Raw genomic sequence first — 21,809 nt, forward strand, 5'->3', positions numbered from 1 at the left:
GCTCCTCAACGTCCGCCGTAGCCTCGGGGCGCGCGCGGACTCCGCCCGGCCTGGCCGCGTCATCCCCCGTCGCTGCCAGGCGGGGCCTTTTCGCGTCCAAGACGCCGCTGCGGTAGGCCGACATCACGGGCCACGACGAACCGCGTTGCACCGGGCGTCAGCTGCTCACTGCAACCTCTGCCCGGATTTCCGCCCACGGCAACTCCGCATTGTGCGCGGGCCTTTGGCGTCTGCCGTTGGTGCGGAAGCACCCCGAGACGTTCACTGAGGATGGATGGTCCAATGCTCGGCTGGAGCCTGCACCTGCCAGGGGTATCCACCGCAGAGGGCTGGGTGGCGCGCCCTCCGGGTCACAGGGTTGTTCTCACCCACCCAACGCTCATTTGTGAGAGGCATTCCACCATGGTGGTAACCAACACCCCCCATCGCGCTTCCGAAGCGCCCGACAAACTAGGCGTGCGGGGCTGGCTCACCCTGATCACGCTGTGCGGTGCAACCTTCCTGATCGCGCTGGACTTCTCGATCGTCACGGTGGCGCTGCCCGAGATCGGCCGCGACCTGAACTTCGCCACCCCCGGCGACCTGCAGTGGGTGGCCACCGCCTGCCTGCTGCCCACGGCAAGCCTCCTGCTGCTTTTCGGCCGCGTATCGGACCTCTTCGGCCGGCGCCGCCTGTTCATCCTGGGCATCATCCTGTTCACCGGGTTGTCCCTGGTGGGCGGACTCGCGCCCAGCCCCGCCGTCCTCATCACGGCCCGCGCCGGCCAGGGCATCGCCGCCGCGATGATCGGTCCCACCGCCATCGCCCTGATGACCGCCTCCTTCTGTGAGGGACGGCAGCGCACCAAGGCTCTCGCCGTCAACGGCGCCCTGCTTTCCCTCGGCTTCGTCATCGGCACCATCGGCGGCGGCCTCATCACCAGCGGTCTGAGCTGGCGCTGGACCATGCTGATCATGGTGTTCCTCGGCGCGCTCATCACGCTCGGCGCGGTGTCGCTGCTGCCCAAGGACGGCGCCCGCATCGCCACCCGGCTCGACCTGCCGGGCGCGATCCTGGCCAGCGGCGGCCTGTTCGCCCTCGTCTACGGCATCTCCACCGGGGCCGACGCCGGCTGGACCAGTAGCTCCACGCTCAGCTCCCTCGCCGCCGCCGTGGTACTCATCGGCGCCTTCCTGCTCGTCGAAGCCCGCCACCCGGCCCCCCTCGTCTCGCTGGAACTGCTCAACAGGCCCACGGTCAAGTGGAGCTTCGTCGTCGGCTTCGTCACCTTCGGCATGTGCGGCGGCACCACCGTCCTGCTCAGCCTCTACATGCAGGACGTCCTGGGCTACTCGGCACTGGCCACCGGCTTCGGCTTCCTCGGCGAGGGCGCTACCGCCCTCGTCGCCGGCACCCTCGCATCGAAGCTGATCGGCTCGCTGGGCACCCGCCAGACCATGACTCTGGGCCTTCTGGTGCAAGCCGTCGGCACCGGCTTCATGGTCTTCCTGCCCGCGGACAGCAACATCCCGCTGCTGCTGGTGGTCACCTCGGGGGCGATGGGCTTCGGTCACGTCCTGGCTGTCGTCGCCTTCATCACCACCCTCACCTCCGGCCTGCGCACCGACGAGCAGGGTGTGGCTGGCGCGCTCTCGCAGATGCCGCAGTTCGTCGGGGCCATCGGCGTGGCCGGGCTGGCCGCCATCGTCACCGCCCGCTCCGCCTCGCTCGCCTCCACCACCACCGCAAAGCTTGCGACCCTCGGCGGACTCCACGCCGCGGTGCTCACCGCAGGATTCGTCTGCATCGCCGGCCTGCTCGTGGCGCTCACCCTGCTGCGCCGCGCGGCCCCCGCCCCCGAGCCCGGACCCGTAGCCTGAACCCGCACCCGTCCGGGAGCTGTCAAGCTCGCCGAGCTCGGTGTGACACGGCCCCTGTTCCTGCTTCAGTGACCCACCGCGACCGGTCCGCTGAGTAGGGCCGGAGCGCGGTGCCGGGATTGCTCCCGGTCCGTTTCTCCGGACCTCTCGCCGAACCCGCCGTGCGCCTCTCAACGCAACGGGCTCTTCACGGTCTCTGCCGTCAGGCGTGGTTGATGCCGGTCCAGGGGTTGGGGATCCTCGACGCCCGATAGCGGTAGCGGGTGACCGTCACCGCTTCGATGTCGAATAGTTCGATCCCGTCCGCGTGTGGGCGGCGCCAGCCCCCGCGGGGGTCGCCGAGCCACCGGCGGACGTCCTTCCACCTCCAGCGATGCAGGGCTCTCAGCCACCGGACCACCCGCCACCAGACGAAGTAATCCAGCTTGCTGAAGGTGTGTTTGGCCACTGCGTGCTTGAAGTAGTTGGCCCAGCCGCGCATGATCTGGTTGAGACGGATCAGCACGTCCCTGGGAGGCAGTTGCGACGTCCTGTGCGTCAGGGCACGGATCTTCGCCTTCACCGACCGGAGGGGCCGGTCGGCGATGAAGGTGTAGACGTACCCCTTGGTCGTGCCTCGCTTGCGGCGCCACTGGATGCGGAACCCCAAGAAGTCGAACCCGTCGGCCATGTGCAAGATCCGGGTCTTGGCCGGTGACAGCCGAAGTCCCAGAGGTTCCAGCACATGAGCGACGTCTTCGTGCAGCGTTTCGACGTCGTCGCGGGTGCCGTTCACCAGGACAACAAAGTCGTCGCAGTAACGGACGAGCCGCCACCTGGGCAGCCCCAGGTAACGACGTCTGTCCCGCCGGGAGTTGGTGCTCATCTCCCCGCCGTCCTTCCACGGCCCGTGCAGGTGCTCGTCGAGCGCCGACAGGACGATGTTGAAGATCAACGGTGACAGGATCCCGCCTTGAGGGGTGCCGGTGTGGGTGTCCTTGTACTGGCCGTCCTCGGTGAGGACACCAGCCTTCAAGAACGCCTTGACCAGCTCCAACACGCGCTTGTCCTTGACCCTGGCTCGCACCGCGTCCATGGCGGCGCGGTGCGAGACGTTGTCGAAGGCTGCCTCGATATCCGCGTCCAGCACCCACCGATAGCCTCGGGTGCCGAAGTAGTGGATCTCGGCGATCGCGTCCTGGGCCCGCCGGGCGGGCCGGAACCCGTAGGAGACCGGCGCGAAGTCGGCCTCGAAAATGGGCTCCAGCACCAGTTTCAGTGCGGCCTGGACCAAGCGGTCCTCCACCCGGGGAATCCCGAGCCACCGGGCTTGGGGATCATGCGCTCGCGCACCGGCATCGGACTCCATGCCCGTGCCTTGAGACGCTCTCGCACCTCGGCCAGGAACACAGGGACGCCGATCTCGGACTCGATCCAGACGACTGTGCGGCCGTCCGCTCCGGGAGTCCGCGCCCCCTGATTACCCGCGACCCGGTCCCACGCGATCCGCAGCGTGGCCGGGTCGTGCACGAAGTTGAACAGGTCGTCGAACCTGCGGCCCAGGTCGGCCTCCGCCCAACGGTGAAGCTTGTTCTGCATCTCCGATACCCGCTGGCGGGACCCCATTTCGAGGTCCGCCGGCGGAGCACCGCCGTTCGGCGATGCGTCTTCCGGCATTGCAGCATCCTCCCCTTCTCGATACCGCTGCCGCCCTTCCCCGTGTGACCGGCTCTCCCGGCCTCGAAGTACTACGACGGCTGCGCCCCGTCCCGGACCGATCAGTCGTCGGTGGACTCAGCCCTGCCACCACCGCCGGACACGGCGTGCAGGGCGAGGACCGGGACGGTTCCCGTGTTCACTGTGGTCCGCTCGATGAAGTAGGAGCCCGACTGTGTCCCTGTGGCATCGCCGCGAGTACGCCGCAGACCTTCCCCACGGCCGCCCGGGCGGCTCCTGAATACCGCCCCAGGAGTTCTCCAGACCACCCGAAAGAGTGCCCCGGATACGCGCCACTCCCGGCCCAGATCTACCAGGTTCGAGCCGGTGTCGCTTTGAGAGACGTAAGACGCCGGTTCCTCGCGTACTCCTCTCCATCACGCTCGCCGGACCCGCACCATCTGGCAGTACTGGCACGTCCCGGCTTTGTCAGGGCCGCTTCCCGCCCTCTCCGGCACCACCCGGATCAGGCTGCCCTCAGCTTCAACATCCCTGCTGCGACAGGGTGTTGGTGCAGGTCTTCCACCTTCACTCGAACCAACAGCGCCTCACGGCGCAATCAAGATCTGCGACAGAGCCCGAATCAGAGCGGTAATGCCAGGCGGGAGGAGGCTCAGTACCTGTGCGTGCAGGCGGTTGGTTTTCCGCCCCGGTTCCTTGACCAGATCGGTCCGTCGGGCGGCCATCATCCGCAGTTCCGCGGTCAGTTCGCCCTCCGGGATGAGGACGTGCAGGTCGCGGCGCATACGCACCTGATCAGCGACGGTGATGCCGCACTGCTGCGGGCGGCCCACAAGCTGTTGGCCCGGCGCGCGAGCGGCAAGTCGCTCCTGCGCCGCCTGCCGCAGCCCCGAATCCTGCCTGGCGGCCTACGCACCCGAGTCGTGGATCGAGGCGATCAGCACCACGTACGCCGGCATCTGGCGAGCGATCCCGCCGACCGGACCTGAGCTCCGGATCAGCGGCCCGGACGACCCGCTGGTGCACGAGTCGCCAAGCAGACGCGACTGTTGCAGGCCAGTCGAGTGGGCTACCGCAAGCGTAATAGCCTGTACGAGGCCTGTATCCCCGGCGGCAACCCCCGTGGAGGACGATCAGCTCCGCTGATCTGTGGCCTGAGTCGGGAGGCGAGCCGTCGCGCCGGCCTCGCATGTCGCCGTGGCGGCGGCATGTGGGTCCAGTCCGGCCGGGACGAGGAGTTCGACCAACTGCACCGCGACTTCTTTGCCGTCCGGGACCGATCCCGCGCCTGTGCGGCCGCCGTTCTCGCTCTGCTGCGGGCCGGCATCTGACACTTGACCGAGTGAGATTGCCCGCCAACACCGTGCATACGCGCCCCTCATGCAGCAGTCGCCTCGTCGCGTGCGCGCATCGTGGTCTGCAGATGACGCAAGGCGTAGTGGACCCGTGACTTGACCGTACCCGGGGGTATGCCCAGAGCGGTAGCAGCCTGCTGCACACTGAGTTCCTCCAGGTAAGTGGCGCGCAGCGCCTCGCGGTGGAGCGGGGCGAGATCCTCCAAGGCCTCGTGGAGATCCAGAGCGGTCAACATGCGTTCGATCTCACTGCAGTTACTGTCGACGTCCTTCAGCCAGGTCGTCGTACTGCTGATCTCGCGGGGGCGCAGCGCGCGAGCGCGGTACTCGTCGATGACCAGATTGCATGCCACACGGAACAACCATCGCCTCACGCTCATGGTCGCGGTGTCGTAGAGGTTGCGCTTGACCCAGCAGCGCAGGAGAGCCTCTTGGACGACGTCCTCCGCTCGGTAGGCGTCGCCGCCGACCAAACGCAGGACGTAGGCGTAAAGGTCCCGGGTATGGGCCTGGTAGAGGTCGAGCAGGGCCCTTTCCTCCGCTGACGCGGACCCGGTCGATCCGATGACGTGCTGCTGCATGACGTGCTCCTGGGCTGCCGCGAACGGTGGCGTTCGCCGAAAGGCGGGATGTCTCGGCGAACGCGTCAAGTGGTGGAGCACCTCAAGGTGTTGCCTGGCGATGGCAGGCCGATGGCCGTCCGATGGACGTGGTCACGACGGACGCGGTGACGGTGGATCGATGCCGTGACGTCTACGGGGTCTGCGCGGCGCAGGCACGGGTCGGCGTGTGCATCCGCTGTCCGACATACCGCACCAGAGCGGCGTGGGCATCTGAGACCAGGCTCTGATCGCCCAGCCGCTGCCACATGTTCAGCAGTTCCGTACCGTGTGCGAGGACCGGCTGCTCGTCTTCCAGCAAGCTCCAGGCGGCTGTCGCCCGCGCCACGTCGTCGGCTGCCCGCGGGTCGGCGTGCCGGCAGCGTACGCGGGCTACGGCCAATGCCAGCAGCGTTGCCTGGCGGGGAATGCCGCACAGGTGGGCGAGGTAGGCCTCCAGGGCTCTGGCTTCCAGGGCGTAGGGGTGTGCCGCCTCGTATGTGCCGGTGAGGTATTCGCGCAGCGCGGTGGCCAGCAGTAGGGCCTGATCCAACTGATCGGCGCGCGCTCGGCGTTGAATGGCGGTGACACGGTCGGCCAGCGCTGCGGGGAGTGCGGCGTCGGCCTGCGCGGCGTCGTGCGGAGCCGGGAAGGCTGTCGGTGCGAGCCGGTCGTCGGACGGCACGGACAGTCGGCTGGAGCCGTCGGGCAAGACGTCGAGCACGAAGCTCTCGCCGCTCGACCGGTCGTTCACGGCTGCCCGCACGACGGTGGCGCGCTCGCGGGCGTAGTCGTGCAGGAGGTTCAGGACTGCCTCGTGCACCGGGACGCCCTCCGCATCCGGCACGAGGTCACCGTTGACCACGGCGCGTCCCTCCTCGGAGATGTACACGTCGCAGGAGAAGACCTCGGAGGCCGGGGCCGGGAGTGTCATGAGTGTTTCCTCGAAAGATCGTGGCCGGGGGGCCGGCACAGGAAAAAGTCGCGGGCGAGGTGAACCGCCCCGGGCAAAGGGCCGTTGTGGAGTGTCATCAGGCTTCACCGGTCCAACGGGCCGACATCCGATCCGGTTCAAAACCGGCCTAAACACACAGAAGAAGCATGAACGTCGACACTGCTACGACCTCGGAGAAGGAACCCGGTGGAAAATCCTTCAGCGATGCCACCGGGAGCCCATGCGTGGGTGCGCGGGCCAACGTCTGCCCAGCCGCCGTCGGCCACGGCGAACAACGCCCCTCCTCTGCCCCGGCCCCCGGCCGATCGCCGGCAACACGGCACCCGGCCCGTCGCCCCGCCCCCGCGCCACAGCCAGGGGCCGGTGGAGCGCACGGGCGGGACATCGGTCAGCCCGAACGGCTCCCCTGCCACGGCCATCGGCTGGGTGCAGGCGCACGGCGGCGCCGGCGTCACCTCCCTCGCCCGCTGCCTGGGCGGGGTGGACGTGGGAGCACGCTGGCCCCAGCCCCTGCGCGGCGAACCCTCGCGTGTCCTGCTCGTCGGACGCACCAGCCTCGCCGGTCTGCAGGCGGTGTCCCGGCAGCTGGACGAGCTACGGCAGGGCAAGGCCCCCCAGGGGCTGGACCTGCTTGGCGTGGTGCTGGTCGCGGATGTTCCCGGCAGGCTGCCACTGACGCTCCTCCGGCGGGTGCGCGTCATCAAATCGGCCGCCACCGTCCACCGCGTCCCCTGGATCCCCTCCTGGCGCGTCGGCGAACCGGCTTCCGAACCGCCGAGACAACTCACGTCCCTGGCTGCCGTGGTGAGCGGCACGGACACCCCCTCGCGGAGGCGTAGATGAGCGGCGTTCCCTGGATGCTCGCCGGCTTCAACCCCGACCCCGAGGCCGGGCAGGTGCTGGGCGTCCTGGCCTGGTGCGCGACCGCCGCCGGAGTCGGCGGGCTCATCGTCGTAGGCATCAGGATGTCGCTGCAACTGCGCCGCGGCGACCCAGGCGAAGGCGGCGAACACTTCCGAGGCGTCTTCTACATCGCCCTCGGCTGTCTGCTGGCCGCCACCGCAGGGCCCCTCGTCGCCGCCCTGGGTGACCTGTCCCTCTGACCCACCACACCGCTCGTGCACCGCAGTCCACCACCGGGCAGATGAGCCCGGCGGCCGAACGCCCCACCCTCCGTCCGAGCCCATCCGCCCGCCCGCGGACCGTCGGACGGCCTGTGCACCCCTGCCACCCTCTGCCATGCCATGCCATGCCGCGCCGCTCCGGGCACGAGTACGCCCTGCTCGACGGAGACCGGCGGCATCTTTACCCGGAGATCCTCATGACTCTGCTCGACCTGTCCGTTCTGGCGGCCGGCGTTCCCGACCCCGTACGCAACGCCCCGCCCGCGCTTGCCGACAAGGTGAACACCGTGCTGGGCATCGCGGCCTGGGCGGGCACCGCCGCCGGGGTGGCCGGTGTGCTCGTCACCGGGGCGATGATGGCGATCTCCGTGAAGCGGGGAGAGAGCTCGGAACACATGAGCCGACTGGCCATGGTGCTGGGCGGATGCGTGCTCGTCGCCACGGCCGGTCCTCTGGTCACCTTCGTCTTCGCGTGAGCCGGACCCACCGATGCCACGTACACGACGTCCGTCGAAGCCGGACACCCCTTACTGGACACACCGCAGCTGGCAGGCGTCCGCAGCCTTCCTCGCCGTGGTGGCTCTGGCGTCCGCGGTGGTGTTCTTCACCTCAGGCGCCGAACGCGGCGGCTACGCCGAGGCGGTGCCGAGCACCCCGGCAACGTCCGAGGTACGAGTGAACCCCTGCCAGGCCCAGGCACAGCCCCGGGCTCAGGGCGGCGACGAAGCGCCGGCGGATCTGCGCTGGGACACGGTGCACGGCACCCGGGTGCCCGTGTCGGCCTCCCAAGGCCCCGCTCGTCGGGAGAGCCGGCTGTGGCGGTGTTTCGCCCGCACCCGGGTCGGCGCCGCACTCGCCGCGCAGATCATTTGCTCGCAGATGAGCGGACCCGCCTGGCGCTTGGCCACCCAGGAACAGGTGGTGCCCGGGCGGGGCCGGGAGAAGTTCGCCGCGAAGCGTGAGTTCGTGCAGGACACCGCGGAGTCGGCCGCCCCGACCACCGCCGCCTGGGCGGGCTACCGCACCCTGGCGTACCAGGGGCGTTCCGCCACCGTTGGGCTGCTGATCAAGACGGCCCAGGGGTACGCGGCGACATCGGTGCGGATGCGCTGGAGGGACGGCGACTGGAAGGTCCTGGCCGACGACGAGGGCGCTCTGTACTCCCGGTTGACCACCAGCGTGGTTCCCGCCGGATACACCGTGTGGGAGGCGTGACATGGCGTGCCCGAACGGCAATCCGGTTGCCGAGGCCGTCGTGGGTTTCTTCGAGTTCCTGGGAAACCCTGTCAAGACCCTTGTCAGAGAGGTCGCCAACACGGTACTCGCGGGCGCCATCGAGATCTTCGACTCGCTCGTCACCAACGTTCCCACGTTCTCCTCGACCACCACGGCCGCGCAGGTCAGCGACCAGACGCAGTGGCTGGTCGTCTATCTCGCCGTCGGGTCGCTGCTGATAGCCGCCGCCCGCATGGCACTTCAGCAACGCGGCGACGCGGGAGTCACGGCGCTGAAGGGCATCCTGAGGGTCATCTTCGTCTCCGGTGCCGCCACCACCCTCGCCACCGCGTGCGCGTCGCTGTCCGACCGGTACGCCGACCATCTCTTCCAATTGGGCGCCGAGGCCCAGCTGAACAGCATCGGCTGCCGGGACGGTGGAAACATCGAGCCGTTCCTGCTGCTGATTCTTGCCTTCCTCCTGCTCATCGCCGGCATCCTGCAGACGATCATGCTCTACATCCGTCTGGGCGTCATGATCCTGCTGCTGGGCACGCTTCCGCTCGCTGCCGCGGCATCCATGACTGAGTGGGGCGCCAGCTGGTGGCGCAAGCACATGGGCTGGCTGGCCGCATGGTTTGCGTACAAAATGGCCGTCGCGCTGATCATCTACGCCGGCTCCGCGATGACCACCGCGGGCCGGGGGACCGGGAACCCGGAGGCGATCCACGAACGCATCGCCGGCATCGGCGTGATGCTGCTGTCCGCGATCGCCCTGCCCGCGCTGCTGAAACTGGTCGTGCCGGCCACAGCGGCCCTCGGCGGAGACCCGGTCACCTCCTACGCCGTCTCCCAGGGCCAGAACGCCCTGGCCTCCGGTGCCCGATCGGCCGGCAGCCAACTCAGCAGCCCGAGTGGGGCCCAGCCCTCGGGCGGCAGTGGCGGTGCGCCGGGCCCGGCCGGCGCTCCCGGAGGTGCTGGAGCGGCCGGTGCCGGCGGTGGTACCGGCGCGGCGGGCGCTTCTGGCAGTGCCGGGGCTGCAGGCGGAGCCGGGGCCGCGGGCGGAGCCGGAGCGGCGGGTGCCGCGGGCGCGGCGGCCGGACCGGTCGGTGCCGCGGTCGGCGCAGCCGTTGGAGCGGCGCAGGCCGTGGGACGTGCCGCCGCCGGTGCTGCGGGCGGCGGCAACGGCAACAACTGAGCGGCCGCGTCCGCCAGTTCCCCTCGACAGCCGCCGGGCTCCATGTCCCCCCGTGGAGTCCGGCGGCGCCCCTCAGCCCCGTGCAAAGACCATTCACCCGCACCCTCAGGACAAGGACACCGGCGCACCATGACAGCGGACATCACGACACACCCCACGTACGGCAACTGGCGCCGCCCCAGGCGCCCGGGCCTGGGCCCTCTTGGACTGGTCGGCACCGTCGTCGTCTTCGGCGGGCTGGTCCTGACCCTCCTCGCCTCCCTGATCTCCCTTCTCGCCGCCCTGGTCGTCTTCGTCCCCGTCGTGCTGTTCCTCGTCCCCCTCGCGATCCGCACCCAGGACGGCCGCAACGTCTACCAGTTGATGGCCCTGCGCATCGGATGGCTGCGGCGCAAGTCCAAAGGCGCGCACCTGTACGTCTCAGGCCCGCTGTCCCCGCGCCCCGGCGGTCGCTTTCGCCCGCCGGGCCTGCTGAACAAGGTGACCGTCAGCGAGGGGCACGATGCCTACGACCGTCCCTTCGGCGTGCTCCACCACTCGGCTCGTAACCTCCACACCATCGTCCTCGGCTGCGACCCGGACGGCGGCTCGCTCGTCGACCCCGAGCAGGTTGACGTGTGGGTGGCCCAGTGGGGCGAATGGCTCGCCCGGCTCTCCCACGAGCCCGGACTGCGCGGGGCGGGCGTCATCGTGGAAACCGCCCCCGACCCCGGTACCCGGCTCGCCAACGAGGTACTGCCACGCATCCGTCCCGACGCCCCGCCGGCGGCCCGCGCCGTGATGCACGAGGTCGTCGAGCGCTACCCGACGGCCTCCTCCGAGATGCACACCTACGTCACCCTCACCTACGCGGTACCCGGCGGGAACAAGCGCAAGAAGGAGGACATCGTCACCGACCTCGCCATCCGCATCCCCGGACTGCTCAGCGGCCTGGTCGGAGCCGGCGGCGGCGCCGCCTACCCGCTGTCGGCCGAGCGCATCGCCGAAGTCGTACGCGTCGCCTACGACCCCGCGGTCGCCGCCGACGTCCTCGAAGCCCGCGCACAACACGGGGGCACGCGCCTGGAATGGGACGACGCCGGACCCGCCGGCGCGGTCGAGACGGTCAGCAGCTACCAGCACGACTCCGGTGTCTCACGGACCTGGCTGATGACGCTCGCCCCCCGCGGCACGGTCCGCTCCTCGGTGCTGCGCGGCATGCTCGAAGCCGTGTCCGGCACCCGCCGCAAGCGGGTCGCGCTCGTCTACCGGCCCGTGGACCCGGCCACCGCCGCACGCATCGTCGAGGCCGACCGGCGCGCTGCCCAGTTCATGGCCACCTCCGGGCGCGGCATGGTGCAGGCCCGCGCCGCTTCCGAGGTGCGCGCCGCCGAGCAGACCGCCGCCGAGGAGGCCTCGGGCGCCGGCCTCGTGGAGTTCTCGCTGATGCTCACCGTCACCGTCGACAGCTCCGAGCAGCTGGCCGACGCCGGTGTCGCCGTCCGTAACCTCACTGCCGCCTCCCGGGTCCAGATGCGTCCCGCCGACCGGATGCAGGCCGCCGCGTTCACATGCACCCTGCCTGTCGGGATCCTCCCGTGGGAGCAGACCTTCGTCCCGCACGAGCTGCAGGAGGCGCTGTGAGCCGGGAGAACCGCAAGGAGAGGAAGCAGAAGGACCGGAAGAAGGCGAAGGCCGGGCCCCCGCAGCCCAAGGAACTCTTCGTCCCGCCGCGCGGCTGGTACGGTCCGGGCGGTGGCCGCGTCGGTCACCTCGACCCGCCCACCATGTGGCGGGCCACCACGGTGCAGGCCTGCGGCATGTGGCCGTTCGCCGCCGGGTCAGGTGCCCCGATGATCGGGGTTCCGCTGGGGCAGCACCTGTTCACCGGAGCCACGGTCTGCGGCGACCCGCTGTCCTGGTTCACTCGCGCCCGCTACATCTCCAACCCCTCCCTGTTCATGCTCGGCATGCCGGGCCTGGGCAAGTCGACCTTGGTCAACCGCATGCTCATCGGACTGGCCGCCACCGGTGTGGTCCCGCTGGTCCTCGGTGACCTCAAGCCCGACTACGCCGACACCGTCCGCGCGCTGGGCGGCCAGGTCATCTCCATCGGCCGCGGCCGGGGCGGCATCAACGTCCTGGACCCCGGCGCCATGGGCCAGGCCGCCGACCGCATCGGCGGCGAAGCCGGGGAGATCCTGCGGGCCGAGACCCACGGCCGCGTCCTCAACATGGTCGCCGCCCTGATCACCATCGTGCGCGGCCGGCCCATGGACGACCACGAACAGTCCGTGCTCTCCGCCGTCCTGCACCACCTGCGCGAACGCACCGCACCGGGCCGCACCGCCCTCCTTCCCGACCTCCTCCAGGTGTTGACCGAGGGACCGGACCGGGTCCGCGCGGTCACCCTCGACCGGGGCAACGACGCCCGCTACCGCGACGCCGTCGACCCCCTGCACCGCTCCCTGCTCGGCATCCTCGACGGCCCCCTCGGCGACACCTTCGCCTCCGAGACCTCCACCCGCATCGACCCGAACTCCCCGGCGGTGTGCATCGACATCTCCGGCATCGGTGAGGCCGACACCCAGCTGACCGCCGCGGCCATGCTCGCCGCCTGGTCCGACGGCCTGGGCACCGTCGCCGCCTCCCACGCCCTGGCCGACGCCGGACTCGCCCCACGGCGCTGGTTCTTCACCGTCCTCGACGAACTGTGGCGTCCGCTGCGCGCCGCCTCCGGCATCGTGGACCGCATCGACGCCCTGACCCGGCTCAACCGCTCCCTCGGCCTGGGCGACGCCAAGATCACCCACACACTCAAGGACGCCGAGGCGCTCGGCACGGACGCGGACCGGGCCAAGGCCCGCGGCTTCGTCGAACGCGCCGGCATGGTGGTGTGCGCCGGACTGCCCAGAACCGAGATGGAGGACCTCGGCCGGGTCGTGGGCCTGTCCCAGCGCGAGATCGAACTGGTCTCCTCCTGGTCCTCCCCGCCCGGCTGGGGCGTGACCTCCGAGCACGAGGAACCTCCCGGGCGCGGCCGCTTCCTCATCAAGGTCGGCGGCCGCCCCGGCATCCCCATCAAGGTCGCCATCACCCAGGCCGAACGCGAACTGCACAACACCAACACCCGCTGGACCCCCAACGAGACGGCCGACCCCGTCACCAGAAACCTCGCACGGCAGGTCGCCCGCGCCGCCCAGGAAGGCCCGCTGCCCCTCGACCCCCGTCTGACCGGGGAGACGGCGTGAGCACCGGCCGCGGCAGCGCACGCGGCCCGCACGACGAACTGACCTGGGCCATGGCCGCCGTCGTCGTCGGAGCCCTCACCCTGTTCAGCCTGGCCATGCTCGGCGGATCACTCGCCTCCCTGCTCACCGGCCACGGCTTCACCCACCCTCCCTACGCCCTGTCCACCCTGATGGGGCTGACCACCTCGGACCCGGCCGCATACTGGCCGGCCACCCCCGCCTGGGCCGTCTACACCGGCATGACCGCGCCCCTGCTGCTCGTGACCGCACTCGTGGTCGTCGTCGCCACGGCCCTGCGCCGCCGCCGCGACACCACGACGGGGCTGGCGGGCCGCCGCGAACTCGCCGGCATGTGCCCCGACGGCATCACCGAACGGGCCCGCTCCCTGCGCCCGACCCTCAAGGGCCGCGACCGCCTCGACGCCGACGAGACCGGCAACCTGCTCGGCGACCTGATGCCGAACGGACCCGAACTGCGCAGCAGCTTCGAGGACGTCGAACTCGACCTCATGGCACCCCGCGCCGGAAAGTCCACCGGCATCGCCATCCCGCGCGTCCTGCGCGCCCAGGGCGCCGTCGTCCTGACCTCCAACAAATCCGACGTCTACGCCGTCACCCGCGCTCAGCGCGAGAAGGCCGGCACCGTGTGGACCTTCGACCCCCAGGGCATCGCCCACACCCCGCGCGGCATGTGGTGGAACATGCTGGGAGAGTGCCACACCATCGAGGGCGCCCGCCGACTCGCCGGCCACTTCGTGGCATCCGTCAACGACGACGCCTCCAAGAAGGACTTCTGGATCTCCGCCGCCCAGAACACCCTCACCGCCCTGTTCCTGGCCGCCGCGCGCGGCGGCACCTCCGTCCAGGACCTTCTGGCCTGGCTCGCCGACCCGGCCGACCGCACCCCCATCGACCTGCTGCGCGACACCGGACTGGACGCCATGGCCGAGCAGTTGCAGGGCACGGTCCGCGGCGCGGTGGAGACCCGCGACGGCATTTACGAGACCGCCCGCCAGACCGTCTCCTGCCTCCTGGACCCCGAGATCCTCGCCTGGGTCGCACCCGACCCCGACCTGCCCGAGTTCCGCCCCGACCGGCATGTCGCCGGACGCGACACCCTCTACCTGCTGTCCAAGGACGGCGGCGGCTCCGCGGCGGGCGTCATCGCGGGCCTCGCCGACGCCACCCTGCGCGCCGGAGTCGTCGCCGCCGAACGCATGGGCGGCCGCCTGGACCCGCCGCTGACCGCGGTCCTCGACGAGGCCGCCAACGTGTGCCGCATCTCCGATCTCCCCGACCTGTACTCGCACTTCGGCTCCCGCGGCATCAACGTCGTGACCCTGCTGCAGAGTTACCGCCAAGGCGCCCGCGTGTGGGGCGAGGCGGGCATGGACGCCCTGTGGAGCGCGGCCACCGTCAAACTCCTCGGCGCCGGTCTCGACGACGCCGACTTCGTCCAGAAGATCTCCACCCTCGTCGGCCAGCACGACGTCCGCACCCCGAGCATCTCCCGCAGCCGCGACGGCACATCACGCTCCTACTCCTACCGCCAGGAAGCCGTCCTGCCCCCCGACAAGATCCGCGCCCTCCCCAAGGGCACAGCTCTCCTCCTGGCCACCGGCGTCCGCCCGGCCCTGATCAGACTCCGCCCGTGGTTCAAGGAGGCCGACGCCGGGCTCATCTCGACGGCGGCGAAGGCGGAGGAGGCGGCCATCACACGCCGAGCGGTGGCAAAACTGGGCGGCGCGGCCACGGCGGTCGAGGCCATGAGCGTCGACCGTCATGTTTATGAGCAGTAGAAGGGTCACTCGGCGAGGCATGGGCACTTCCAGCTCGGAAGACGGGTGACCGTCTGACGGTGGGCGGCACTACGCTGCACCGCCTCCCCACGTGGCGCGCCGCACGATGGCCTCTACCGGGCCCCGGCGGAAACGGGCGACAAGCGGCGCACTCACGGCCACCTGCACCCCGTACAGCACCACACCACCCCCCACCACCCCCGCCGCGCCCACCCGGTCGTACCACCCCAGGCCGACGCCGGTGAACACCCCGCACAGGATGAGCGACTGGGTCAGATAGTGGGTCAGCGACAGCCGCCCCGTCGCGGCGAGCACAGCGGCACCTCGGCCCGCGCCCGGGCGCGACAGCCACAGCAACAGCCCACAGGCATACGCGGCCGTCAGCACCGGCCCGGTCACCACACCCACCGCATGACCGACGTAGAACCACCGCTGGTCCAGCGGCCCGTTCGTACAGACCGCGGTCGTGATCCCGCCCGCGACACCGAGGGGCAGACAGCGCCGTACCGTCGCGCGCAGCCGGAACCGGTCGCGCCCGTACCGTTCCAGCAGCCGGAGTCTGGCCGCCGCCAGGCCGGTGAGGAACGCGGCGAACACCTGCGGGGCGTACAGAAGATCCGTGCCGAGGGCGGTGGGCAGCGCGTGCAGGTGCGCCCCGAACACTGACAGCGTGCCGCCCCGGTAGGCCGCGACCGTGTCGGCCACCGCGGGCCCGTACAGCAGGGCGGGGGAGGGGCCGGTGGCCAGCACGGCCAGCAGTCCGTACGACACGAGCACCAGCGACAGCACCGCGACGAGCACCGTCGCCGCGCGTATCGCCAGCCGTGCGGAGGCCTCGCGCAGGGCGTACAGCGGCAGCGCGAGTGCCGCGTACGTGGTGAGGATGTCGCCCGGGTACAGCAGCACGGCGTGGAACAGACCCAGGTTGAACAGCGTTGCCGTACGCCGTAGATGGCGCGGTCCGAACACCATGCCCTCCGCTCGGCAGGCACGCATCTGCTGCACGAAGGCGTAGCCGAACAGGAACGCGAACAGCGGATAGAACTTCCCCGCCACAAAGGCACCCACCAGCCAGGCCGCGACGTGGTCGAGCGTCCCCGCGGCCGGGCCGTCGCCGTACACGGTGTAAGGCCCGGCCATCAGCAGCGCGTTGACGCACAGCACTCCCGACAGGGCGAAGCCGCGCAGCACATCGGCTTCCGCGACACGTGCAGTAGACCGCGGGTGCTGGCCGGGCACCACCTGACCGCAGGTCATCGCCCGCCCCGCAACGCGGCCGTCCCGAAAGCGATCGTCGCCGCCGCGAACCAGGCCATGGCGCGGGCCGGCACCCGCCGCCCTGCCTCCCGTACGCCCAGGGCCAGGCACACGGCCCCCGCCGCCGAGCACCACACGCTCACCGTCCAGTCATCCGGCATGAAAGGCGACGCCCCTTCCGCGATGCCGGGGGCACAGGTGGGCCCCGGTGTCCGCCATCGCGGACACAACGGGGGATGGCCCTCGGCGGTTCACGCTGAGGGCGATGCCCGGTGGATTCGACCCTGGGTGAACCGGGCCGTCGGCCTGGCCGTTGTGTGCGGTGTTGTGCAGCCCGCGGCAGAGCGCGCTCTTTGCACCGGACCAGGAGCCCTTCCCCGTATGACACGCAAACCGATGACGAGGCACAGGCCGCGAATCATGGTGCTGGGCGGTCTGCTCTGCCTTCTGGCAGGTACGACGCAGCCGTGCGCCCTGGCAGCGCCCGGCCCCGACCAGCCGCAGACCCTCGCGGAGGTCCGTGCCGAGCTGGAGTCGCTCTACCACGATGCCGAAGTCGCCACCGAGGAGTACAACAAGGCAGGTGAGGACGTCGCGGCCCAGGAGAAGAAGCTGGACGTGCTCGGCGCCCAGGTGGCACGGGCCGATGCCAGGCTCGTACGGCTGCGTGCCCTGGTCGGGGCGGCCGCACGCGCCCAGTACCGCGGCGGCGGCATGCCCGCCGAAGTGCAGTTCGCCCTGAGCTCTGATCCCGAGTACGCCCTCGACGCCGCAGGTCTGGCCCAGCAGGCCCAACTCGGCACCGACCGGCAGCTGGTGGCACTGATCGAGACCGAGAGCCGGCTGAAGACGAAGGCTGAGCAGGCGGCCGAGGAACTCGACGGCCTCCGGGAGATCCAGCAGACCCGCGACACTGCTCGGGACAAGGTCACCCAGCAGATCGCCGCGGCCCGCAAACTCGAAGCCCGGCTCGCGGCCGACGAACTCAAACGCCTGGCCGACCTGGAGAAACAGGATGCCGCGAAGGCACAGGCCGCATGGTTGAAGACAGGTGTCCTCGACGGAGTGGGCACGAAGGCGAGCGCGGGCGGCAAGAAGGCCGTCGCCTATGCCACGGATCAGCTCGGCAAACCGTATGTGTGGGGTGCCGAGGGACCGGACTCCTTCGACTGCTCCGGCCTGACCTCCCAGGCCTGGCTTGCAGCCGGCGTGACCATCCCCCGCACCTCGCAGGAACAGTGGAAACAGCTCAAGCGCGTCGCCATCGAGGACATGCGGCCCGGGGACCTGATCATCTACTTCGACGACGCCAGCCATGTCGCCCTGTACGTCGGCGCGGGACGCATCATCCACGCGCCACGGCCAGGACGGACGATCACTGTGGCGCCCGCCGCGTCGATGCAGATCCTGGCCGTCGTACGCCCCGATCCGCAGGCGCCGGCGGCGGAGAAGTGACCCGCACATCGTGACGATTCACCGCGCCGCTTCGACGACGGCAGCACACGAACACCAGCACCACCGGCAGCACCAGCGCCGTGGCGCCGGACGGCGTACCGCCCTGGAGGCGGGGGAGGGGAGCACACCGTGACGGAGGCAGGTGGCGGCCAGGAGAGCGAGAGCTCGAACGTGGCCGTCCAGGCCGCGGTCGCCGCCGGAGGCTGCGGCTGTCTGGCGATTCCGGTCGGAGGTGTCTTCGCCGTCGCGTCGATCTTTGTCATGGGGGGCTTCGGAGTTCTCCTTATGCCACTGGTGATTCTGATCATGTTGTTCAAGGGGCTGCTGCCGCATGACTTCGGCGGTGGGATCAACACCGATCTGACCCCGGTGGAACGCATCTGCGAGGACCTCGAAGCCGCTCAGCACACGCCGGCGGACCAACTCGCGACACGAACACAGCAGATCGCGCTCGGCGACGGCCTCGGCACACTGGAGATCACACCGCCCAGCTCCAGCAGCCCCTCGCAGCCCTGCACCGTTCCCGCGGACCTCTACGAAGCCATCCAGGACGCCGGATCGGTCTGCGACGTGATCGGTCCCGTCACCATCGCTGCGCAGATCCAGTACGAGACGGGCTTCGACGCCGACTTCGTGGGACCCAACGGTGCCAAGGGCGTCTCCCAGGTACCAACCGACGTCTTCGAGCGTCTTCACAAAGACGGAGATCCTCTCGACGCCAAGCAGTCCATCAAGGCTCAGGGGGCCTACCTGTGCGAACTCGCCGCACAGGCGCAGAGCCTGATCGACGCGGGCGAGGTCACCGGAAGCGTCCTCGACCTGACCCTCGCGGCCTACGACGTGAGCATGGACAACATACGCAAGGAACACGGCGTCCCCGCCACCGAGGAGGCGCAGAGCTATGTCATAGGCGTGCGGACCTGGTTCGCCTCCATGGAGGGCATCGGCCCACCGCCACGCACCATGCCCGACGGGCCCGGCCTCAGGGACACCTGACCCTGTTGCACCGCGGGGGTGAACCGGTCGACGCCGTCCCGCGTTGTGTCGAGAAATGAGCCTGGAGAGGCGCGGTCAGCATGCGCTGTTCGTCGCCCTGGTGCTCCGAACACCGCACCGGCTCCGCAATCGAGAGGCGAGTGTGCGGACCACGAGAGGATGCCGATGGTCAACCCGCCGGACAATACGAGCGACTGGCTGCCAGGAGAAGCTCTGGTCGCGGCCCTGCAGATCCTGCTGATGGACGCTCCACGGCAGCCTGACGGGAAGCCTGATACCAGCGCCATAGGCGTAACCGGTGATGCGCTCCTGGCCAGAGCCCGGCTGCTCGACGAGCGCAGTTCCTACGACGGAATCGTCGACCTGATCAATCAGGGCGCCCTTGTGCCCAGGGGCACGGATGCGGAACAAGGCACGCTTCGGCTGAACCTGACGTTGTACGCGCTCACCCCGGAGGACCGGGCCAACCTGGTGAGAAGGCAGGTCTTTTGGCCCCACTTCGAGGGGCTGAGCCATTACGCAGCCAATCTCCCTGTGCGGGTGGCAGCCCAAGCTCAGAGGCCCGCACCGCGTGCCGGGTCCCCCGAGGGATGGCCCGGCGATCGGCGGGCCCGTGGCGGGGAGCCTGTGGCGCGGGTCCAGCCGCGAGGTCCACGTTCCCAGGGGACGACCACGCGATCCGACCGAACGTCGGTGGCACCGCGGAACCAGGCTGGTTCGCGTGATGACGTGGTGGGCCGGATCATCGCAACGGATGCTCGCGCCTATGCGGAATACCTTAAAGCCCAGCGTGTGTGGTCTCCGCCGGTGCCGACACAACCGCCGACCGTGGCGGCCGCCGCCGCCCTGCCCGTAGGACACACCCATCCCAGGCAGGGGCCCTTCGCGGGTCCGCCCATGCCACAGTCCCTCGCGGCAGCCGGGCAGGCCCCGCTGCAGCCGGCACCCGCCGACCAGGGGGCGCCCACGGCCGGGGCCTTCGACAGGGGCAACACCATTCGCTCCCAGGGCCATGCCGCCAACTCCAGCCTCCTCGGCGTGAACCCGATCTCTCAGACCTCGTTTCTCTTGCCGCCCGGTGTCGGCGTGGGCCCTGCGCCGAGCACACGGCATCAAGAGCGGACCGCTCTGCGGGCCGGGCCGCCGAGGGCCGACAGCCTCGCCGGTTCCGAGCAGCAACAGGCCAGGCAGAGGATGGTGGCGCGCAACGACAGGCCAAGCGGAGGAAGAGCCCGGTAACTCCGGGGCAGCCACCGCGTACTGGTCATGTTGTTCAGTAGTTCCTCATGCCGGTAGACCAGCAGAGATGCCTGCCCGGTGGCACCACACAGTGGAATGGGCCAAGCGATACCACCTGATCCGCAGTGCCGCACAAACCGGCCTGGCATGGGTGTAGCTCTTGACGACTGCTTCCGGTTGGCGCAGTCGTCAAGAGCTACACGTCAGATGGATCGGCCGGCCGTCAGCGGGTGGGACCCTTGCCCTTTCGGCTTGTTGCCGTGTTGCGGCCGTGCGCGTGCGTGGACGTGGAAGCGACCGGCTGCGCGCTTGTGGGCTGGGTCTGCCGAGGACTGTAGGCGGCCGCCGGCATGCCGATATGCGTGGCATTCGGCATGGCGTAGCCCATCTGCTGCTGCGGATAGAGGCCCGCCGCAAGAGTGTGCGGCGGGTAGGAATAGGAATGAGACGACGGGGCGGAGGCGGAGTTGGACTCGGTGTCGTACACGGAAGGCAGGCTCCCCGATACGGGCTCATAGGCGGTGCCGAGCTCCGCGTTGAAGCCCGCGGCGTACATGCCCTGCTGATGGGTGGGGTTCGCCCTCGCCGTGCGGTCGTAAGCCTGCATGCCCAAGTTGGTTCCGACGACAAAGGCGCTGAAGGCGGTTCCTGTGAGGCTGAGGCCCCTTGCTGTCGGCGTTCCTTGCTCTACGGCGGCAGCAGCGACGCTCGCAGCCGCCGACGCCACTCGACCGGCTGTCAAAGCGGTGTTGGCGCTGTTGATGGGGGCTCCAGCTCGATACTCTTGGACAGCCGCGAATCCGTCTAGGACTGTGTAGCCCACTTGGAAGGCGGCTCCGGCGATCTGAGTGGCCCTCGCGGCTGGGCTTTCGTTGGCGAGGGTACTCGCCCCCTGCATCACGATCGGCATGAACTCACCTAGGGCCTTGATGAGAAGGTCCCAGTTTTCCTTGACCCATCGGCCCGTGCCGTGGTTGTACTTATGGACCTCGTGTCCGGCGTTGGGATGTGCGTGGATCGCATAGAAACCGCGGTTTTGCTGGAGGTACACGCCGTGGGCTCCAGCGGGCAGGTCCGGCGCGTTATCCGGTACCGGGCGCGACGATCGCTGCAGGCTGGGCTGACTGCGGGCTTGCTCGACCAGGTCCACGCTCTCGTAGGAGGCGCTGCTGTTGCCGCTTTCATGAGATTCGTCGCTGGAGTACTCGTCGTTCTCGCGCCGTTGGCGACTTTGTCCAGGCATGGTGTGAATTCCCTCCTGATGAGGTTGCTAGATCTCGGGTGTTTGCGTTTCGGCCGCGATCGTGATGTCGGGTGCGAAAGGGTCCAGCGTTTCGACCGACGGCTGACTCTTGGGCCGGTGCTTTCCTTCCTTGCAGCCGGCGAAAGGCCCCTGTGGGTCTCGTAGTGCTTCCATCACCGGTGACAAATGGTCGCGATGCCAGACAGCGGGTCCCGCCATGTCCGAGCCGGGGCCTGTCAGCGCTCCCCAGGCCATCCACAGTGCGTGCAGTCGGGCGACTGCCTCGGGGTGCTCCCACCAGGTCGGGCACCAGGGAGCTGCGGACGTGGCTTCTCGGCCATAGACGGGCAACAGGACATGGTGGGTCCACAGCGTCAGCAGACGCAGTGCGCCGACGTACGCCGGACCCTCCAGGTAGAGAATGAACCTCGGTGCCTCAACAGGTTCGTTCTCGCCGGGTACTTGAGCCGTCTCCGTATCGATTTCCCGCGCGGGTTCCATGCTGTGCCCCCCTCCGTCGTGATGGATGGCAGCGGCTCAGGCTGTCCTGTGCGCCATACAACGGCAGGGCGCTACGGTCGGTTCAACGACCGAGAAAATGTCCCGTCGACTGGTATCGGTCCTGGCT

At 69.7% G+C, this 21,809-nt stretch carries 21 protein-coding genes; 12 read left to right on the top strand and 9 right to left on the bottom strand.

Features of this window, described 5'->3' with window-relative positions; all coding sequences use genetic code 11:
- Nucleotides 1-456: 456 nt before the first annotated feature.
- Nucleotides 457-1,860, top strand: coding sequence for an MFS transporter (locus ABZ928_RS19655; RefSeq protein ID WP_361520169.1), 1,404 nt, complete (start codon nt 457-459; stop codon nt 1,858-1,860).
- 202 nt (nt 1,861-2,062) lie between these two features.
- Here the strand turns inward: ABZ928_RS19655 and ABZ928_RS19660 are convergent, their stop codons facing one another.
- The 3 genes from ABZ928_RS19660 to ABZ928_RS19670 form a co-directional block, all read right to left on the bottom strand.
- Nucleotides 2,063-3,133 carry a reverse transcriptase domain-containing protein gene (locus ABZ928_RS19660; RefSeq protein ID WP_361520171.1) on the bottom strand — a complete coding sequence of 357 codons (1,071 nt, stop codon included), beginning with the start codon at nt 3,131-3,133 and terminating at the stop codon, nt 2,063-2,065.
- Nucleotides 3,115-3,438 (bottom strand): hypothetical protein, encoded by a 324-nt coding sequence (locus tag ABZ928_RS19665; protein ID WP_361520174.1) that lies wholly within the window; start codon nt 3,436-3,438, stop codon nt 3,115-3,117. Before ABZ928_RS19665 ends, ABZ928_RS19660 begins: the two co-directional genes overlap by 19 nt.
- Before the next feature lie 665 nt (nt 3,439-4,103).
- Nucleotides 4,104-4,349: a transposase gene (locus ABZ928_RS19670; RefSeq protein ID WP_361520177.1), complete on the bottom strand. Its 246-nt coding sequence runs from the start codon at nt 4,347-4,349 to the stop codon at nt 4,104-4,106.
- A 375-nt stretch (nt 4,350-4,724) separates the two neighbouring features.
- On the opposite strand from ABZ928_RS19670, the gene ABZ928_RS19675 reads away from it, so the two are divergent.
- Nucleotides 4,725-4,847: a hypothetical protein gene (locus ABZ928_RS19675; RefSeq protein ID WP_361520179.1), complete on the top strand. Its 123-nt coding sequence runs from the start codon at nt 4,725-4,727 to the stop codon at nt 4,845-4,847.
- A 47-nt stretch (nt 4,848-4,894) separates the two neighbouring features.
- Here ABZ928_RS19675 and ABZ928_RS19680 read toward each other — a convergent pair whose 3' ends face one another.
- Nucleotides 4,895-5,452 (bottom strand): sigma-70 family RNA polymerase sigma factor, encoded by a 558-nt coding sequence (locus ABZ928_RS19680; RefSeq protein WP_361520182.1) that lies wholly within the window; start codon nt 5,450-5,452, stop codon nt 4,895-4,897.
- Between the two features lie 172 nt (nt 5,453-5,624).
- Nucleotides 5,625-6,404 (bottom strand): hypothetical protein, encoded by a 780-nt coding sequence (locus ABZ928_RS19685; protein ID WP_361520185.1) that lies wholly within the window; start codon nt 6,402-6,404, stop codon nt 5,625-5,627.
- Between the two features lie 384 nt (nt 6,405-6,788).
- Here ABZ928_RS19685 and ABZ928_RS19690 point away from each other — a divergent pair, with 384 nt between their 5' ends.
- The 8 genes from ABZ928_RS19690 (at nt 6,789) to ABZ928_RS19725 (ending at nt 14,991) form a co-directional block, all read left to right on the top strand.
- Nucleotides 6,789-7,268, top strand: coding sequence for a DUF6668 family protein (locus ABZ928_RS19690; RefSeq protein ID WP_361520187.1), 480 nt, complete (start codon nt 6,789-6,791; stop codon nt 7,266-7,268).
- Nucleotides 7,265-7,528, top strand: coding sequence for a hypothetical protein (locus tag ABZ928_RS19695; RefSeq protein ID WP_361520190.1), 264 nt, complete (start codon nt 7,265-7,267; stop codon nt 7,526-7,528). Before ABZ928_RS19690 ends, ABZ928_RS19695 begins: the two co-directional genes overlap by 4 nt.
- 218 nt (nt 7,529-7,746) lie before the next feature.
- A complete protein-coding gene (locus ABZ928_RS19700) occupies nt 7,747-8,025 on the top strand; it encodes a hypothetical protein (protein ID WP_079313121.1) in 279 nt (92 codons plus the stop codon).
- 13 nt (nt 8,026-8,038) lie between these two features.
- Nucleotides 8,039-8,764 (top strand): hypothetical protein, encoded by a 726-nt coding sequence (locus ABZ928_RS19705; RefSeq protein WP_361520192.1) that lies wholly within the window; start codon nt 8,039-8,041, stop codon nt 8,762-8,764.
- 1 nt (nt 8,765) lies between these two features.
- A complete protein-coding gene (locus tag ABZ928_RS19710; RefSeq protein ID WP_361520195.1) occupies nt 8,766-9,962 on the top strand; it encodes a hypothetical protein in 1,197 nt (398 codons plus the stop codon).
- 129 nt (nt 9,963-10,091) lie between these two features.
- On the top strand, nt 10,092-11,585 hold the full coding sequence (locus tag ABZ928_RS19715; RefSeq protein ID WP_361520197.1) for an SCO6880 family protein: 1,494 nt from the start codon (nt 10,092-10,094) through the stop codon (nt 11,583-11,585).
- Complete coding sequence (locus ABZ928_RS19720; protein WP_361520200.1) at nt 11,582-13,192, top strand: ATP/GTP-binding protein; 1,611 nt, start codon at nt 11,582-11,584, stop codon at nt 13,190-13,192. The genes ABZ928_RS19715 and ABZ928_RS19720 overlap by 4 nt, the downstream gene beginning before the upstream one ends.
- Nucleotides 13,193-13,242: 50 nt before the next feature.
- A complete protein-coding gene (locus tag ABZ928_RS19725; protein WP_361520718.1) occupies nt 13,243-14,991 on the top strand; it encodes a TraM recognition domain-containing protein in 1,749 nt (582 codons plus the stop codon).
- Nucleotides 14,992-15,060: 69 nt separating this feature from the next.
- Here the strand turns inward: ABZ928_RS19725 and ABZ928_RS19730 are convergent, their stop codons facing one another.
- Nucleotides 15,061-16,248 (bottom strand): DUF418 domain-containing protein, encoded by a 1,188-nt coding sequence (locus ABZ928_RS19730; protein ID WP_361520203.1) that lies wholly within the window; start codon nt 16,246-16,248, stop codon nt 15,061-15,063.
- Nucleotides 16,245-16,409 (bottom strand): hypothetical protein, encoded by a 165-nt coding sequence (locus ABZ928_RS19735; protein WP_361520205.1) that lies wholly within the window; start codon nt 16,407-16,409, stop codon nt 16,245-16,247. The genes ABZ928_RS19730 and ABZ928_RS19735 overlap by 4 nt, the downstream gene beginning before the upstream one ends.
- 220 nt (nt 16,410-16,629) lie before the next feature.
- Between ABZ928_RS19735 and ABZ928_RS19740 the strand changes: the two genes are divergently transcribed.
- Nucleotides 16,630-17,703, top strand: a complete 1,074-nt coding sequence (locus ABZ928_RS19740) for an NlpC/P60 family protein (protein ID WP_361520208.1) — start codon at nt 16,630-16,632, stop codon at nt 17,701-17,703.
- A 129-nt stretch (nt 17,704-17,832) separates the two neighbouring features.
- Nucleotides 17,833-18,699 (top strand): lytic transglycosylase domain-containing protein, encoded by an 867-nt coding sequence (locus tag ABZ928_RS19745; RefSeq protein ID WP_361520211.1) that lies wholly within the window; start codon nt 17,833-17,835, stop codon nt 18,697-18,699.
- 1,462 nt (nt 18,700-20,161) lie between these two features.
- On the opposite strand, the gene ABZ928_RS19750 is transcribed toward ABZ928_RS19745, so the two are convergent.
- Together ABZ928_RS19750 and ABZ928_RS19755 are read right to left on the bottom strand one after the other, a co-directional pair.
- A complete protein-coding gene (locus tag ABZ928_RS19750; protein WP_361520214.1) occupies nt 20,162-21,181 on the bottom strand; it encodes a hypothetical protein in 1,020 nt (339 codons plus the stop codon).
- 27 nt (nt 21,182-21,208) lie between these two features.
- A complete protein-coding gene (locus ABZ928_RS19755) occupies nt 21,209-21,682 on the bottom strand; it encodes a DUF4913 domain-containing protein (protein WP_361520216.1) in 474 nt (157 codons plus the stop codon).
- Nucleotides 21,683-21,809: the final 127 nt, after the last annotated feature.

Origin of the sequence: Streptomyces sp. NPDC046909 (assembly GCF_040644695.1) — a bacterium.
Lineage (GTDB): Bacteria > Actinomycetota > Actinomycetes > Streptomycetales > Streptomycetaceae > Streptomyces.

Bases quoted from the DNA above. Each gene is read 5' to 3' on its own strand.
- ABZ928_RS19665 (WP_361520174.1), bottom strand. From the start codon at position 3,438: ATGCAGAACAAGCTTCACCGTTGGGCGGAGGCCGACCTGGGCCGCAGG.
- ABZ928_RS19675 (WP_361520179.1), top strand. From the start codon at position 4,725: ATGTGGGTCCAGTCCGGCCGGGACGAGGAGTTCGACCAACTGCACCGC.
- ABZ928_RS19680 (WP_361520182.1), bottom strand. From the start codon at position 5,452: ATGCAGCAGCACGTCATCGGATCGACCGGGTCCGCGTCAGCGGAGGAA.
- ABZ928_RS19685 (WP_361520185.1), bottom strand. From the start codon at position 6,404: ATGACACTCCCGGCCCCGGCCTCCGAGGTCTTCTCCTGCGACGTGTAC.
- ABZ928_RS19695 (WP_361520190.1), top strand. From the start codon at position 7,265: ATGAGCGGCGTTCCCTGGATGCTCGCCGGCTTCAACCCCGACCCCGAG.
- ABZ928_RS19700 (WP_079313121.1), top strand. From the start codon at position 7,747: ATGACTCTGCTCGACCTGTCCGTTCTGGCGGCCGGCGTTCCCGACCCC.
- ABZ928_RS19705 (WP_361520192.1), top strand. From the start codon at position 8,039: ATGCCACGTACACGACGTCCGTCGAAGCCGGACACCCCTTACTGGACA.
- ABZ928_RS19710 (WP_361520195.1), top strand. From the start codon at position 8,766: ATGGCGTGCCCGAACGGCAATCCGGTTGCCGAGGCCGTCGTGGGTTTC.
- ABZ928_RS19715 (WP_361520197.1), top strand. From the start codon at position 10,092: ATGACAGCGGACATCACGACACACCCCACGTACGGCAACTGGCGCCGC.
- ABZ928_RS19725 (WP_361520718.1), top strand. From the start codon at position 13,243: ATGGCCGCCGTCGTCGTCGGAGCCCTCACCCTGTTCAGCCTGGCCATG.
- ABZ928_RS19730 (WP_361520203.1), bottom strand. From the start codon at position 16,248: ATGACCTGCGGTCAGGTGGTGCCCGGCCAGCACCCGCGGTCTACTGCA.
- ABZ928_RS19735 (WP_361520205.1), bottom strand. From the start codon at position 16,409: ATGCCGGATGACTGGACGGTGAGCGTGTGGTGCTCGGCGGCGGGGGCC.
- ABZ928_RS19740 (WP_361520208.1), top strand. From the start codon at position 16,630: ATGACACGCAAACCGATGACGAGGCACAGGCCGCGAATCATGGTGCTG.
- ABZ928_RS19750 (WP_361520214.1), bottom strand. From the start codon at position 21,181: ATGCCTGGACAAAGTCGCCAACGGCGCGAGAACGACGAGTACTCCAGC.
- ABZ928_RS19755 (WP_361520216.1), bottom strand. From the start codon at position 21,682: ATGGAACCCGCGCGGGAAATCGATACGGAGACGGCTCAAGTACCCGGC.